Annotated in this window: 12 protein-coding genes; 5 read left to right on the forward strand and 7 right to left on the reverse strand. The window is 72.0% G+C overall.

Annotation, left to right across the window (positions count from 1 at the left end; all coding sequences use genetic code 11):
- Positions 1-56: 56 nt before the first annotated feature.
- The gene (locus tag TR48_RS11450; protein WP_042366015.1) at positions 57-1,046 is read left to right on the forward strand and encodes an MBL fold metallo-hydrolase; all 990 of its coding nucleotides are present in this window, start codon (positions 57-59) and stop codon (positions 1,044-1,046) included.
- A gap of 89 nt (positions 1,047-1,135) precedes the next feature.
- Positions 1,136-1,453, forward strand: a complete 318-nt coding sequence (locus TR48_RS11455) for a hypothetical protein (RefSeq protein ID WP_152627922.1) — start codon at positions 1,136-1,138, stop codon at positions 1,451-1,453.
- A 3-nt stretch (positions 1,454-1,456) separates the two neighbouring features.
- On the opposite strand, the gene TR48_RS11460 is transcribed toward TR48_RS11455, so the two are convergent.
- The 7 genes from TR48_RS11460 to TR48_RS11490 form a co-directional block, all read right to left on the reverse strand.
- Positions 1,457-2,017, reverse strand: coding sequence for a Uma2 family endonuclease (locus tag TR48_RS11460; protein WP_042365953.1), 561 nt, complete (start codon positions 2,015-2,017; stop codon positions 1,457-1,459).
- 98 nt (positions 2,018-2,115) lie between these two features.
- Positions 2,116-2,727: a TetR/AcrR family transcriptional regulator gene (locus tag TR48_RS11465; RefSeq protein WP_042365954.1), complete on the reverse strand. Its 612-nt coding sequence runs from the start codon at positions 2,725-2,727 to the stop codon at positions 2,116-2,118.
- Between the two features lie 87 nt (positions 2,728-2,814).
- On the reverse strand, positions 2,815-3,990 hold the full coding sequence (locus tag TR48_RS11470) for an acyl-CoA dehydrogenase family protein (RefSeq protein ID WP_042365955.1): 1,176 nt from the start codon (positions 3,988-3,990) through the stop codon (positions 2,815-2,817).
- Positions 3,974-6,013 carry an acetyl/propionyl/methylcrotonyl-CoA carboxylase subunit alpha gene (locus TR48_RS11475; RefSeq protein ID WP_052442582.1) on the reverse strand — a complete coding sequence of 680 codons (2,040 nt, stop codon included), beginning with the start codon at positions 6,011-6,013 and terminating at the stop codon, positions 3,974-3,976. Before TR48_RS11475 ends, TR48_RS11470 begins: the two co-directional genes overlap by 17 nt.
- Positions 6,014-6,131: 118 nt before the next feature.
- A complete protein-coding gene (locus TR48_RS11480) occupies positions 6,132-7,733 on the reverse strand; it encodes an acyl-CoA carboxylase subunit beta (RefSeq protein ID WP_042365956.1) in 1,602 nt (533 codons plus the stop codon).
- Positions 7,730-9,445, reverse strand: coding sequence for an acyclic terpene utilization AtuA family protein (locus TR48_RS11485; protein WP_042365957.1), 1,716 nt, complete (start codon positions 9,443-9,445; stop codon positions 7,730-7,732). Before TR48_RS11485 ends, TR48_RS11480 begins: the two co-directional genes overlap by 4 nt.
- A 158-nt stretch (positions 9,446-9,603) precedes the next feature.
- Positions 9,604-10,773 carry a steroid 3-ketoacyl-CoA thiolase gene (locus TR48_RS11490; protein WP_042365958.1) on the reverse strand — a complete coding sequence of 390 codons (1,170 nt, stop codon included), beginning with the start codon at positions 10,771-10,773 and terminating at the stop codon, positions 9,604-9,606.
- A gap of 205 nt (positions 10,774-10,978) precedes the next feature.
- Between TR48_RS11490 and TR48_RS11495 the strand changes: the two genes are divergently transcribed.
- The 3 genes from TR48_RS11495 to TR48_RS43120 all read left to right on the forward strand — a co-directional run.
- Positions 10,979-12,211 carry a cytochrome P450 gene (locus tag TR48_RS11495; RefSeq protein ID WP_042365959.1) on the forward strand — a complete coding sequence of 411 codons (1,233 nt, stop codon included), beginning with the start codon at positions 10,979-10,981 and terminating at the stop codon, positions 12,209-12,211.
- Between the two features lie 97 nt (positions 12,212-12,308).
- Complete coding sequence (locus TR48_RS11500) at positions 12,309-14,336, forward strand: MFS transporter (RefSeq protein ID WP_042365960.1); 2,028 nt, start codon at positions 12,309-12,311, stop codon at positions 14,334-14,336.
- A 168-nt stretch (positions 14,337-14,504) separates the two neighbouring features.
- A partial coding sequence (locus TR48_RS43120; RefSeq protein WP_042365961.1) for a hypothetical protein occupies positions 14,505-14,706 on the forward strand: 202 nt, incomplete at its 3' end.

The following is a 14,706-nucleotide window of genomic DNA, read 5'->3' on the forward strand; positions in this document are numbered from 1 at the left end:
ACCGGAAGGCGTGGCGCGATCGCGCGCTCCCGCCCGTCCAGGATCTCGGCGGCGGCGTGTGGAGCATCCCCGTGCCGATACCGGACAACCCCCTGCGCTACACGCTGGTCCACCTGCTGGAGAGCGACGCCGGCCCGGTCCTGGTGGACACCGGCTGGGACGACCCGACCGGCCGGGAGCTGCTGCGCGCCGGCGTCGCCGAGGCGGGCTTCGCCCTGGAGGACGTCCACGGCGTCCTGATCACCCACCACCACCCCGACCACCACGGCCTCTCCGCGCACGTGCGGGCGAGCTCAGGCGCGTGGGTCGGCATGCACGCGGCCGAGGCCGCGGTCGTGCGGGCGATCCGGGACGTCCCGGCGGAGAAGTGGATCGACCGGATGGCCCGCTCTATGCGCGCGGCCGGCCTGCCCGAGGAGCACCTCGCGGCGCTGCGTTCCTGGGGCGACGACTCCGAGGCCGGCCCTGCGGCGCTCGGCGCGCTCGTCCCCGACCGCGAACTCGTCCACGGCGAGAGCGCCGGGGTCCCCGGCCGCGAGCTGCGCGTCATGTGGACGCCCGGCCACACGCCCGGCCACGTCTGCCTGTTCCTCGACGAGAGGCCGCGGACCCGGCTGCTGAGCGGCGACCACCTGCTGCCGACCATCAGCCCCGTCGTGTCGCTGTACCCGGAGAACCCGCAGGACGAACCGACGGATCCGCTGGGCGACTTCCTCGACTCCCTGGAACGCATCGCGGCGCTCGGCCCCGAGGAGATCCTGCCCGCGCACCAGTACCGCTTCACGGACGCGCCGGGCCGGGTGCGGGAGTTGCTGGACCACCACGCGGCTCGCCTCGCCGACCTGCACAGACAGTTGCGCGGCAGACCCATGACCCTGTGGGAGGCCGCCCAGGGCATGCACTGGAACCGGCCCTGGTCCGAACTCGGCTTCCTGGCACGCCATCTCGCCGTCTCGGAGGCGGCGGCGCATCTGCGCCGACTGGTGAAGACGGGCCTGGCGGAGGCCGTCACCGATGAGGAGCCCGCGCTGTACCACGCACGTTGACCGTTGACCGGCACGGCCGTGTGCAGGAGCAGTAGGCGGATCAGGTTAGGGTGATGCGTACACGTTGATCATCGAAGGGGCCTTTCGTCATGTTTTCCGCCGTCCGTCGACCCGCCGCACAGGTGGCCGCCGTGGCGCTCTGCGCGTCCGTTCTGCTGGGGGCCACCGCTCCCGCGTTCGCCGACGCGCCCCGCTCGTCCTCGACCCACACGGTCGCGCTCCCGAACATGGTCGTGGGGCAGGACAACAACAGCTCGACCTCCTCGCCCGCCCCGAGCGCCACCCCCGCCCCGAAGAAGGACAACACCACCGCGAAGATCTCCGGCTTCGTCGCCCTGCTGGTCGCAGGCGTCGGCGGCGGCCTCTTCATCAGCTGGAGCCGCTCCCGCCGCCGCCGGCAGTCCTGAACCTCAGAGGAACTCTGAGGTCTCCAGCGCGAACCCGAACGGCTCGGGCAGCGCCAGCGACTCTCCGAACGCGACCGTCGCCCCGTGCAGGTAGTCGTCACCCGAGGGGCCGCTGTAAAGGATCACCTGGCCCTCGGTCCGATCGACGATCAGGTAGAGCGGGATGCCCGCTTGCGCGTAGCAGTGCCGCTTGATCGTCCGGTCGTCCGAGGGCCGTGTGCTCGTCACCTCGACCACCATCGCGACGCCGTCGCTCGACATCCACGGTGGAGCGCCGCGAAAGAGGCGGAGCTCCCGAGGTGCGAACGTGATGTCGGGAATCACGTGGTTCTTCGGGCTACCCGGCAGCTTCAATCCGGTGTTCCCCGACTGCTGCATCGAGACCGACGCATGGCGATACACCTGATGCGTGATGAGCTCGATGATGTCCTGGTGATCCCCGTCCGGCGGAGGTGACACCACGATCCTCCCCTCGATGAGCTCGGCCCGGAAACCCCTCGGGGTCTCCAGGGCGAGAAAGCTCTCCAGGAGGTCGGACTCCGCAGGCACCGCCTCTTGCGTCATAGCACTCATGGTGCACCCCCTCCGCGTTCGGGACCAGCTTCACGGAGCGTCGGAGAGGCACGCCAGGGGTCAGAAAGTCTTCACCCGAACGAGTCGGCTCACAGCTGCGCGTCGAGGATCCGCGCCCACTGGCGCACGATGCGCTCACGCCGCTCGCTGTCGTCGCTGAGGACGTCGGCGAGGCCGAGGCCGCGCGCCATGTCGAGGGTGGCCTGCACCGTCTCCCGGATGCCCGGGCGGGACTCGTCCGCGCCGAGGAGGGCGACCGCGGTGCGGTGGGTCTCGCGGCCGATGCGGGACTCGAGCTCGGTGACGCGGGGCCGGAGCTGGTCGTCGGTGCTGACCGCGACCCACAGCTGCAGCGCGGCGCGGAACAGCGGAGTGGTGTAGAGGCCGACGAGCATCCGCACGACGGCCTCGTTGCGGCGCGGGCCGGAGGCCGGGAGCGCAGCGGCGCGGGCGTCGAGTTCCGCGCGGCGCTGGACGGCGACGTGTTCGACGGCCGCGGTGAAGAGGTCCTCACGGGTCGGGAAGTGGTGCTGGGCCGCGCCCCGGGAGACGCCGGCGCGTTCCGCGACGACGGCGACCGTGCTGCCGGACCAGCCCGCCTCGGCCAGGCAGTCGACGGCCGCCTCCAGGAGCCGCTGGCGGGTCGCTCTGCTGCGGTCCTGCTTGGGGGCGCGCGCGGAGGCGGCGGTTGCTGTCGACACGGTGTTTCCTTTCCGTGAGGAACTCTACGTCGCCCCCGCGGGCACCAGCGGATCCGTCCACCGGGACCGGATCCAGCGGGACGGGACTCAGTACGACTTGGGCAGCCCCAGGGTGTGCTGGGCGACGAAGTTGAGGATCATCTCGCGGCTGACCGGCGCGATCCTGCCGACCCGCACGCCCGCGATCAGCGAGGCGAGGCCGTACTCGGACGCCAGGCCGTTGCCGCCGAGCGTCTGCACGGCCTGGTCGACGGCCCGCACGGCCGCCTCCGCCGCCGCGTACTTGGCCATGTTCGCGGCCTCGCCCGCGCCGAAGTCGTCGCCCGCGTCGTAGAGGAACGCGGCCTTCTGGGTCATCAGCCGGGCCAGCTCGAGCTCGATGCGGACCTGCGCCAGCGGGTGGGATATGCCCTGGTGCGCGCCGATCGGGTCCTTCCAGACCGTGCGCTCCTTGGCGTACTCGACGGCGCGGTCGAGAGCCAGCCTGGCCATGCCCGCGGAGTAGGCAGCGGCCATGATCCGCTCGGGGTTGAGGCCCGCGAACAGCTGCAGCAGGCCCGCGTCCTCGTCGCCGACCAGGGCGTCGGCGGGCAGCCGCACGTCGTCCAGGAAGAGCTGGAACTGCCGCTCGGGCAGGTGCAGTTCCATCTCGATGGGCTTGTACTCGAAGCCCGGGCTCTCCCGGGGCACGATGAACAGGGCGGGCTTGAGCTTGCCGGTCCTCGCGTCCTCGGTGCGGCCCACGACGAGGGTCGCGTCCGCCGCGTCGACGCCGGAGATGAAGACCTTCTGGCCGCTCAGGATCCAGTCGGAGCCGTCGCGGCGCGCGGTGGTGGTGATCCGGTGCGAGTTGGAGCCGGCGTCGGGCTCGGTGATGCCGAAGGCCATCCGGCGGGTGCCGTCGGCGAAGCCGGGCAGCCACTCCTGCTTCTGCGCGTCGGTGCCGAAGCGGGCGAGGATGCTGCCGCAGATCGCGGGCGTGACCACCAGCATCAGCAGCGGGCAGCCCGCCGTGCCGAGCTCCTCAAGGACGATGGCCAGCTCCTGGATGCCGGCGCCCCCGCCCCCGTACTCCTCGGGCAGGTTGACCCCGAGGAAGCCCGACCTGCCCGCCTCGCGCCACAGTTCGTCGGCGGGCCGGTGCTCCTTGCCGCAGGCGATCAGGTAGTCGAGGCCGTAGCGGCTCCCCAGCGTCCTTACGGCGGCGCGCAGATCGCGGCGCTCCTCGGATTCGACGAAGGTGCTCTCATACGTCGCGGTCATGGGTGCGAGTCCCCTCCTGGCTGGCGATCGACTGGTTCGCTGACGACTCTGTCGGCTCGCCGATGACGGCGAGGAGCGCGCCGGTGTCGACCTGCTGGCCGACGGCCGCGCGAAGTTGGGTGACCACGCCGTCGGTCGGCGCGGTGATGCGGTGCTGCATCTTCATCGCCTCCAGCCACAGCAGCGGCTGACCAGCCGTCACCGCGTGGCCCACGGCCGCCTCGACGCGAACGACCGTGCCCGGCATGGGCGCCAGCAGCGACCCGGCGGCCGTCTCGCGCTCCGGCTCGGGGAAACGCGGCAGCACGGTCAACGCGATCGCGCCCAGCGGGGAGTCGACGTGAACGAGCGGCACACCCCGGCCGCAGTCGTACCGGGCGAGGCCGAACGTCCGTCGCACGCCCTCGACTTCGAGGACGACGCGGTCCGGCGCGGCCGCCACGAGCGCGACGTCCGGGTACGCCTCGGCGCGCAGGCCGTCGCGGGTGAGGCGGTAGCGGACCTCGTGCTCGACGCCCTCGTGGGCGTACCGCTTGACCTGCGGGTGCGCCGGCACGTTGCGCCAACCTCCGGCGATGGGCACGGCATTGGCGGCGGCGTCGCCGAGTGCCGCGGCCAGCGCGGCGAGCGCCACGACGTCCTTCTCGGGCGCGCCCGCGCCCGGGTGCCGGGTCAGGAACGCGGTGTCGACGCGTCCGGCCAGGAACTCGGGGTGGCGCAGGATCCGGACGAGCAGGTCGCGGTTGGTGGTCAGGCCGTGGACGCGGGCCCGCTCCAGCGCGCCCGCGAGCCGGCGGGCGGCCTCGGCCCGGGTGGGCGCCCAGGCGATGACCTTGGCCAGCATCGCGTCGTAGTGGACGCCGACCTCGCTGCCCGCCACGGCTCCGGAGTCGAGGCGCAGCCCGGCCCGCTCGCCCGCGCGCGGCGGGGCGAACTCGCCTGTGACGCCCGGGATGTCGAGGCGCTCGACGGTGCCGGTCTGCGGCTGCCAGTCGCGGGCCGGGTCCTCGGCGTAGAGGCGGACCTCGATGGCGTGGCCGAGCGGCGCGGGCGGCTCGGCCGACGGCAGCGGTCCGCCCTCGGCGACGAGGAGTTGGAGTGCGACGAGGTCGAGCCCGGTGACGCACTCGGTGACAGGGTGCTCGACCTGGAGGCGGGTGTTCATCTCCAGGAAGAAGAACCGTCCGTCGGGTGCGAGCAGGAACTCGGCCGTCCCGGCGCCGACATAGCCGATGGCGCGGGCGGCGGCCCGGGCGGCCTCGTGCAGGCGGGCGCGGGTGTCCTCGGCGAGCAGCGGCGCGGGGGCCTCCTCGACGACCTTCTGGTGCCGCCGCTGGATCGAGCAGTCGCGTTCGCCGACCGCCCAGACGGTGCCGTGGGCGTCGGCGAGCAGCTGCACCTCGACATGGCGGCCGGTCTCGACGTACGGCTCCACGAACACCTCGTCGCTGCCGAAGGCGGCCAGCGCCTCCTGCCGGGCCGTCGCCAGCTCGGCGTCGAGCCGGCCGAGTTCGCGGACCACGCGCATGCCGCGCCCGCCGCCGCCCGCGGCGGCCTTCACCAGCAGCGGCAGGTCCTCGTGGGTGGGCTCGCCCGCGACGGTGAGCACCGGTACGCCCGCGTCGGCCATCAGCTCCTTCGCTCGCGTCTTCACGCCCATCGCAGCGATGGCGCTCGGCGGCGGGCCGATCCAGGTCAGCCCGGCGTCGAGCACGGCCTGGGCGAACTCGGCGTTCTCGGAGAGGAATCCGTAGCCCGGGTGGACCGCGTCCGCGCCGGCGGCGCGGGCCGCGGCGATGACCAGGTCACCGCGCAGGTAGGTGTCGGCGGGCACGGCTCCCGGCAGCCGGACGGCGGCGTCGGCCTCGCGCACGAACGGCGCGTCCGCGTCCGGGTCGGCGAAGACGGCGACGGTGGAGATGCCGAGTTCGCGGCAGGTGCGGAAGACGCGCCGGGCGATCTCGCCGCGGTTGGCCACCAGCACGGATCCGATCACGGTGTTGGCTCCCAGTTCAGTGGTCATGGCCGTCACATCACGCCTTCTTCGTTCCTGCTTTGCTTCGACTCCGATGCGGTCGCGTGCCCCTGCGCTCGTTCCTCACTCCGGGGCCCGCCACCTCCTCTGCGTCTCAGCTGCGCGCTCACAGTCGGAAGATTCCGTAGCCGCGCGCGCCCTCGACCGGCGCGGAGTGGATCGCGGAGAGGCTCAGGCCCAGCACGGTGCGGGTGTCGCGCGGGTCGATCACGCCGTCGTCGTAGAGGCGGCCGGAGAGGAACATCGGCAGCGACTCCGCCTCGATCTGCTGCTCCACCATCGCCCGCAGACCGGCGTCGGCCTCCTCGTCGTAAGCCTGGCCACGCGCCTGCGCGGAGGCGCGGGCGACGATCGAGAGCACGCCCGCGAGCTGCTGCGGGCCCATGACGGCCGACTTGGCGCTGGGCCAGGCGAACAGGAAGCGCGGGTCGTAGGCCCGCCCGCACATCCCGTAGTGGCCCGCGCCGTAGGAGGCGCCGACCAGCAACGACAGATGCGGCACCGTGGAGTTGGAGACCGCGTTGATCATCATCGCGCCGTGCTTGATGATGCCGCCCTGCTCGTACTCCTTGCCGACCATGTAGCCGGTGGTGTTGTGCAGGAAGAGCAGCGGGATGTCGCGCTGGTTGGCCCACTGGATGAACTGCGCGGCCTTCTGGGCCTCCTGGCTGAACAGGACGCCCTGCGCGTTGGCGAGGATGCCGACCGGGTAGCCGTGGATCCGCGCCCAGCCCGTCACCAGGCTGGGCCCGTACAGCGGCTTGACCTCGTCGAACTCCGAGCCGTCCACGACGCGGGCGATGACCTCGCGCGGGTCGAAGGGCTGCCGCAGGTCGGACGGGACGACGCCGAGCAGCTCCTCCTCGTCGTACTTCGGCGGCTCGACCGGCCCGGCGGCCGGGCCGGGGCCCTGCTTCCGCCATTCCAGGCGGGCGACGATCCGGCGGGCGCGGTGGATCGCGTCGACCTCGTCGGCGGCGAAGTGGTCGGCGAGGCCGGAGACGCGGGCGTGCATCCGGGCGCCGCCGAGGGACTCGTCGTCGCTCTCCTCTCCCGTGGCCATCTTCACCAGCGGCGGTCCGCCGAGGAAGACCTTGGACCGTTCGTCGATCATCACGACGTGGTCGGACATGCCGGGGACGTAGGCCCCGCCGGCGGTGGAGTTGCCGAAGACGACGGCGACGGTCGGGATGCCGGCGGCGGAGAGACGGGTCAGGTCGCGGAACATCGCGCCACCTGGGATGAAGATCTCCTTCTGGCTGGGCAGGTCCGCACCGCCCGACTCGACCAGGCTCACCAGCGGCAGCCGGTTCTCCAGCGCGATCTGGTGGCAGCGCAGTGCTTTCTTCAGCGTCCACGGGTTGCTGGCGCCGCCGCGCACGGTCGGGTCGTTCGCGGTGATCAGGCACTCGGTGCCGGAGATCCGCCCGATGCCGGTCACCAGACCCGCGCCGACCGGGTACTCGCTGCCGTAGGCGGCGAGGGTGGACAGCTCCAGGAAGGGCGTGTCCGGGTCGATCAGCAGCTCGATGCGCTCGCGGGCGAGGAGCTTGCCCCGGGCGCGGTGGCGGTCCACGTACTTGGGGCCGCCGCCCGCGACCGCCTTGGCGTGCTCGGCGTCCAGCTCCGCCAGTTTGGCGAGCATGGCCTCGCGCCGCTCGGCGAACTCCGCGCCGCGCGGATCGACGTCGGTGGTCAGGACGGTCACAGGAGTGCCTCCGGGATGTCGAGGTGGCGGGAGCGGAGCCACTCCCCGAGCGCCTTGGCCTGCGGGTCGAACCGGGCCCGTGAGGCGACCCCGTCGCCGAGGATTCCCTCGACGGTGAAGTTGAGCGCCCGCAGGTTCGGCAGGACGGTCCGGGTGACCGCCAACTCGGCAGCCTCGGGCAGGAGTTCCTTCAGGCGCGCCACCGTGAGGGTGTGCGCGAGCCAGCGCCAGCCGTCCTCGGAGCGGGCCCAGACGCCGACGTTGGCGCTGCCGCCCTTGTCGCCGCTGCGCGCGCCGACGACGGCGCCAAGCGGCGCGCGACGGACCGCCCCGAACCAGGCCGCGTCCAGCGGCTGCGGGAGTTCGGGCTCAGGGACCGGCTCCAGCACCCGTCTCGCGGGCGCGGGCTCGATCGCGACGCCGCGGCCGTCCGGGAGCAGCGCGGTGTGCCGGACCTCGGCCGGATCGGCCGTCAGCGCCTCGAAGATGCCGTACGGGCTGGGCTTCTGCGGCAGCCCGGCGACATGGAAGCCGGGATACCCGGCGAGCGCCGACGCCACGGGGACGGTCGCGGTGGCGTGGCGGACCAGCTTCGGGTCCTGGTCGCGCACGACGAGCCGCAGCAGCGCGCTGGCCTCCTCCTCGCCCGCCGCGTCGGGGTGGTCGGTGCGGGCCAGCGTCCAGTGGAGCTCGGCGGGCTGCTTCTCGCCGAGCTCCGCGGCGAGCTGATCTTTCATCAACTCGGCCTTGGCCTCGATGTCGAGGCCGGTGAGGACGAACACGGTCTCGCCGAGCCAGCCGCCGAGCCGGTTGACGCCCACCTTGAGCGTCGGCGGCGGGGCCTCGCCCCGCACCCCGCTGATCCGGACGCGGTCCGGACCGTCGGACGCGAGGCGGACGGTGTCCAGGCGGGTGGTGACGTCGGGGCCCGCGTAGCGGGCGGGGCCCGTCTCGTACAGGAGTTGGGCGGTGACCGTCTCCACGGTGACGGCGCCGCCGGTGCCCTCGTGCTTGGTGACGACCGCGCTGCCGTCGGCGTGGATCTCGGCGAGCGGGAAGCCGGGGCGCAGCCGCGCGGCGGGCGGCAGCTCGTGGAAGAAGGAGTAGTTGCCACCGGTCGCCTGGGTGCCGCACTCCAGCACGTGCCCGACGGCGACGGCCCCGGCCAGCCGGTCCCAGTCGTCCCGCGCCCACCCGAAGTGCGCCGCGGCCGCGCCGCTGACCAGCGCGGCGTCGGTGACGCGTCCGGTGACGACCACGTCCGCCCCGGCGTCCAGGCAGGCGCTGATCCCCCACCCGCCCAGGTACGCGTTGGCGGCGAGCACCCCCGTCCGCGTCGCCTGCACGGCGGCGAGCACGTCGTCCCCCGCGACATGCGCGATCCGCGCCTGCCCGAGCCCCAGCGTCGCGGCCAGCTCCCGCAGCTTCTCCGCCAGCCCGCCGGGGTTGAGGCCGCCCGCGTTGACGACCACCCGCACCCCGCGGTCGAGCGCGAGCCCGAGGCACTCCTCCATCTGCCGCAGGAATGTCCTGGCGTACCCGAGCCCCGGATCGCCCATCCGGTCCCGGCCGAGGATCAGCATGGTCAGCTCGGCGAGATAGTCCCCGGTCAGCACGTCCAACGGCCCGCCGGTCAGCATCTCCCGCACGGCGTCGAACCGGTCCCCGTAGAACCCTGACGCGTTCCCGACCCGCAGGATCGATTCGGACACCTCTGCCCCTTCCGGCAAGCCCACCCGACGCGATGCGCCCAGCCTGGCAGCCGGAAAAGAAACAATCAAGCATGCTTGCTTGATTTTCTGTGCAAGGGCGACGGCGCGGTGCGGACCGCGCCGTCGCCTTGCGCCCGCCGCCGGCGGACGCGGCCGCCTCAGATCCGCTGGATGATCGTCCCCGTCGCCAGCGCGCCGCCGGCGCACATCGTGATGAGGGCGAACTCCCTGCCACTGCGCTCCAGTTCGTGCAGGGCGGTGGTGATCAGACGGGCGCCAGTGGAGCCGACGGGGTGACCGAGGGCGATCGCGCCGCCGTTGACGTTGACCTTGTCCATGTCGGCCTTCATCACCTGAGCCCAGGACAGCACCACCGAGGCGAAGGCCTCGTTGATCTCGACGATGTCGATGTCCTTCAGCGACATGCCCGCCTTGCCCAGCACCGCGCGCGTCGCGTCGATCGGGCCGTCGAGGTGGTAGTGCGGGTCGGAACCGACCAGCGCCTGGGCGACGATGCGGGCGCGCGGGGTGAGGCCGAGAGCGCGGGCCGCGCGACGGGAGGCCCACATGACGGCGGCGGCCCCGTCGGAGATCTGGGAGGAGTTGCCCGCGGTGTGGACCGCCGTCGGCATCACCGGCTTCAGGCCGGCCAGCGCCTCGGCGGAGGTGTCCCGCAGACCCTCGTCGCGGTCGAAGAGACGCCACATGCCCTGGCCCGCGTGCTGCTCGGCCTCCGTGGTCGGCACCTGCACCGCGTAGGTCTCGCGCTTGAACCGCTCCTCCGCCCACGCCTGCTGGGCCCGCTGCTGGGAGACGAGGCCGAGGTGGTCCACGTCCGCGCGGGTCAGCCCGCGCCTGCGGGCGATCCGCTCGGCCGCCTCGAACTGGTTGGGCAGGTCCACGTTCCACTCCTCGGGGAACGGACGCCCGTGGCCGCCCGCGGAGGCCGCGCCCAGCGGGACCCGGGACATGGACTCGACGCCGCAGGCCACGCCCACGTCGATCGCGCCCGCGGCGACCATGTTGTGGACCATGTGGTTGGCCTGCTGCGAGGAGCCGCACTGGCAGTCGACGGTGGTGGCCGGGACCTCGTAGGGCAGGCCCATCGCCAGCCACGCGTTGCGGGCCGGATTCATGGACTGCTCGCCGGCGTGGGTCACCGTGCCGCTGACGACCTGCTCCACGACGTCCGGCTGGACGGCCGTGCGGGCCAGCAGTTCACGGAAGGTCTCACCGAGCAGGTAGGCGGGATGCAGGTTGGCCAGCGCGCCGCCCCGCTTGCCGATGGGGGTGCGCACTGCCTCGACGATGACGGGCTCAGCGGCCATGAGCGGTCCCTCCCGAGTGGCCCAGAACTGATACTCGTTCTAGTTCTGCGGACCTTTGTATGCGTCCGCAGACCCTGGGCGCAAGGCCCTTGCATCCACTAGAACGTGTTACTACCGTCGAGTGAAAATCTGACGCTCCGTCAGAGCTGTTCGGAGTCCCATCAGCGACAGCGTCCAGCCCCAGGAGCCCCTCAGGAGGCCCTTGATGTCCTGTCCGGCCCTGCCCGACGGATTCGACCCGACCGATCCGGAACTGAACCTGCAGCGCGTGCCGCTCCCCGAGTTCGCCACGATGCGCCGCACCGCGCCCGCCTGCTGGATACCGCAGGCAGACGGAACGACCGGCTTCGACGACGGCGGCTACTGGGCGGTGACCCGGCACGCGGACGTCCGTGAGGTCTCCACCCACCCCGAGACCTTCTCCTCGCACACCAACACCGCGATCATCCGGTTCCACCCCTCCATCGACCCGTCCGGCATCGACGGCCAGAAGCTGATCATGCTCAACATGGACCCGCCGGAACACACCAGACTCCGCTCCATCGTCCAGCGCGGCTTCACCCCGCGCGCCATCCACGCGCTCCAGGACACCCTGCGCGACCGCGCCGAGCGGATCGTCCACGCGGCGGCCAAGGAGGGCACCGGCGACTTCGTCACCGACGTCGCCTGCGAACTGCCGCTGCAGGCCATCGCGGAGCTGATCGGCATCCCGCAGGCCGACCGCAGCAGGATCTTCCACTGGACCAACACCATGGTCGGCTACGAGGACCCCGAGCTGGCGCTGGGCCAGGAGACGGGGATGCAGTCGGCGATCGAGCTGATGAGCTACGCCATGGGCATGGCCGAGGAGCGCAAGGCCTGCCCCGCGAAGGACATCGTCACCCAGCTGGTCAACGCCTCCGGCCAGGGCAACCTCAGCAGCGACGAGTTCGGCTTCTTCGTCCTGGTGCTGGCCGTGGCCGGCAACGAGACCACGCGCAACGCCACCAGCCACGGCATGCACGCGATGCTGACGCATCCGGAGCAGTGGGAGCTCTACAAGGAGCGCCGCCCGCAGACGGCGGCGGACGAGATCGTCCGCTGGGCCACGCCCGTCATCTCCTTCCAGCGCACGGCGACGCGCGACGTCGACCTGGGCGGCGCGGAGATCAGGGCCGGGCAGCGCGTCGGCATCTTCTACGCCTCCGCGAACAACGACGAGGACGTCTTCGACCGCCCCGACCGCTTCGACATCCTCCGCGACCCCAACCCCCACCTCGGCTTCGGCGGCGGCGGCCCCCACTTCTGCCTCGGCGCCAACCTCGCCCGCCTGGAGATCGACCTCATCTTCAACGCCATCGCCGACGCCATGCCCTCCATCCGCCTCCGCGGCGCACCCAAGCGCCTCCGCTCCCCCTGGCTCAACGGCATCAAACAGCTGGAGGTCGCGTACGCGTGACTGCGTGACTGCGTGACCGGGACCGGGACCGGGGCGGGGCTCACTCGTTCGGCCTCGCTGGGACGACTGGGGGGCGGGGGCGGGGTTTGCTGGGGGCATGGCCCAGCAGCAGGCGGTTGACGCGCGTCCCGAGGAGCAGCCTCCCGTGCCGGAGACCGCGGGCCGGGTGCGGTTGGTGTTCCTGGGCGTCATGCTCGGCATGTTCCTCGCCGCGCTCGACCAGACGATCGTCTCCACGGCGCTGCCGACGATCGTCGGCGACCTCGGCGGGGCGAACCACCTGTCGTGGGTGGTCACCGCGTACATGCTGGCCGCCACCGCGACCACCCCGCTGTGGGGCAAGCTCGGCGACCTCTTCGGGCGCAAGCACGTCTTCCTGATCTGCATCGTCATCTTCCTGATCGGCTCGGCCCTGTGCGGCCAGTCGCGGAACATGACCGAGCTGATCGCCTTCCGGGCGCTCCAGGGCCTGGGCGGCGGCGGGCTGATGGTGCTCGCGATGGCGGTCATCGCCGACGTCGTGCCGCCGCGCGAGCGCGGCCGCTACCAGGGCGTGATCGGCGCGGTCTTCGGCGTCTCCTCGGTGGTCGGCCCGCTGCTGGGCGGCTTCCTGGTGGACAACCTCAACTGGCGCTGGGTCTTCTACGTCAACCTGCCGGTCGGTGCGGTCGCGCTCGCCGTCATCGCGACCGCGCTGCACGCCAAGCGCCCCGAGTCCCGGCCGAAGATCGACTATCTGGGCACCCTGCTGCTGGCCGCCGCGTCCACCTGTCTGGTGCTGATCGCGAGCCTCGGCGGGACGACGTGGCAGTGGAACTCGGCGGAGGTCTGGGGCTGCGGGATCGGCGCCGTGCTGCTGATCGCCGGCTTCATCTTCTGGGAGCAGCGCGCGCCGGAGCCCGTGCTGCCGTTGCGGCTGTTCCGCAACCGGATCTTCACGGTCTGCTCCGGGATGGGCTTCATCATCGGCCTGTGCATGTTCGGGGCGCTGTCCTACATCCCTCTGTACATGCAGGTGGTCAACGGCAACTCCCCGACCGAGTCGGGGCTGCGGCTGCTGCCGCTGATGGCGGGCGTGCTGATCACCTCGATCGGCACCGGCCAGCTGATCTCGCGCACCGGCAAGTACAAGATCTACCCGATCATCGGCACCGCGCTGACCTGCGTCGCGCTGGTGCTGCTCGCCCAGGTGGACGAGAGGACCAGCGCCACCGTGATGGGCGTCTACATGCTCGTCCTCGGGCTGGGACTCGGCCTGGTGATGCAGGTGCTGATCATCGCGGTGCAGAACTCCACCGACTTCGCGGACCTGGGCACGGCCACCTCCGGCGTCACCTACTTCCGGTCCATCGGCGGCTCGTTCGGCGCGTCGATCTTCGGCACGGTGCTCAACAACCAGTTGAAGTCGAAGATCACCGCGGCGGAGAAGGACGGGACGCTCTCGCCGCACTTCCCGACGCAGCAGGTGCTGGCCGACCCGACCAGCGTGCACAAGGCGCCGCCCGCGCTGAAGCCGCTGCTGGACCCGTTCCTGCACATCTTCGCTGTCTCGCTGCAGACGGTCTACCTGGTCGCGGCCGGGATCGCGGTGCTGGCCTTCGTCCTGTCGCTGTTCCTGCGCGAGGTCCCGTTGCGCACGGCCACGCGCACGAACCAGGTCGAGGGGGCCGGGCCGCCCGCGTTCCGCAGCTCGGCGGAGGAGATCGAGGGCATGATCACCCGGCTGTCCAGCCGCCAGAACATCTGGGAGCGCTACGGCCGCGCCATCGACCGCAGCGGCGTCGACATCTCCGTCCCGCAGGCCTACGGGCTCTTCCGGCTCCACAATGCCGGCCCCATCACCGAGGACGAGATCTGCCGACGGCTTAAGGTCACACCGGACGAGATCCGCCCGAAACTGGACGCAATGGTCGCCTCCGGACGTGTCCAGCGGGACGAGCTCGGCGTGCTGACGCTCACTCCGGCCGGCAAGGACGTCATCGACCGCCTCTCGGCGGCCCGGTTGGAGCAGCTCAGCGAGAAGCTGGAGGGCTACTCCCCCGAGCAGCACGCCGAACTCCTGGCCATGCTGCGCACGTTGGCCGACGACTCGCTCGAGGCGCCGGGCCGCGTGTTCACCGACTGACGGTCGCCTGCCGGTCGCCTGTTCGCCGCGTCACACGGATGCTGCATAATCGCCCCGATCGACCCACGAGTCGACCGAGCAAGAGCGTTCGCGCATGCGACCCGAGCAGGGGGAATGATGGCGTTTCCGCCAGGTGACGGGGACGGCAGAGCCGTCGGTGACGGCGGCGTGAGCGGCGGCGTCAACGGCGCCGTCGGCGGCGACTTCAGCAACGACGAGACCGCGGTCCTGCCGCCGCTCGACGGCGACCCGGCCCTGGTCCGCCCCTACGTGCGCGACGCCGGGCAGGAAGGCCCGGCCGCTGCGGAGTCCGCCCCCACGAACGGCCCCGCGGTCTGGGCGGCCGACGCCGAGCCCACCACGGTGCTCC

The organism is Streptacidiphilus neutrinimicus, assembly GCF_000787815.1.
Classification (GTDB): Bacteria; Actinomycetota; Actinomycetes; order Streptomycetales; family Streptomycetaceae; genus Streptacidiphilus; species Streptacidiphilus neutrinimicus.

Bases quoted from the DNA above. Each gene is read 5' to 3' on its own strand.
- TR48_RS11455 (WP_152627922.1), top strand. From the start codon at position 1,136: ATGTTTTCCGCCGTCCGTCGACCCGCCGCACAGGTGGCCGCCGTGGCG.
- TR48_RS11460 (WP_042365953.1), bottom strand. From the start codon at position 2,017: ATGACGCAAGAGGCGGTGCCTGCGGAGTCCGACCTCCTGGAGAGCTTT.
- TR48_RS11470 (WP_042365955.1), bottom strand. From the start codon at position 3,990: ATGACCGCGACGTATGAGAGCACCTTCGTCGAATCCGAGGAGCGCCGC.
- TR48_RS11475 (WP_052442582.1), bottom strand. From the start codon at position 6,013: ATGACCACTGAACTGGGAGCCAACACCGTGATCGGATCCGTGCTGGTG.
- TR48_RS11490 (WP_042365958.1), bottom strand. From the start codon at position 10,773: ATGGCCGCTGAGCCCGTCATCGTCGAGGCAGTGCGCACCCCCATCGGC.
- TR48_RS11495 (WP_042365959.1), top strand. From the start codon at position 10,979: ATGTCCTGTCCGGCCCTGCCCGACGGATTCGACCCGACCGATCCGGAA.
- TR48_RS11500 (WP_042365960.1), top strand. From the start codon at position 12,309: ATGGCCCAGCAGCAGGCGGTTGACGCGCGTCCCGAGGAGCAGCCTCCC.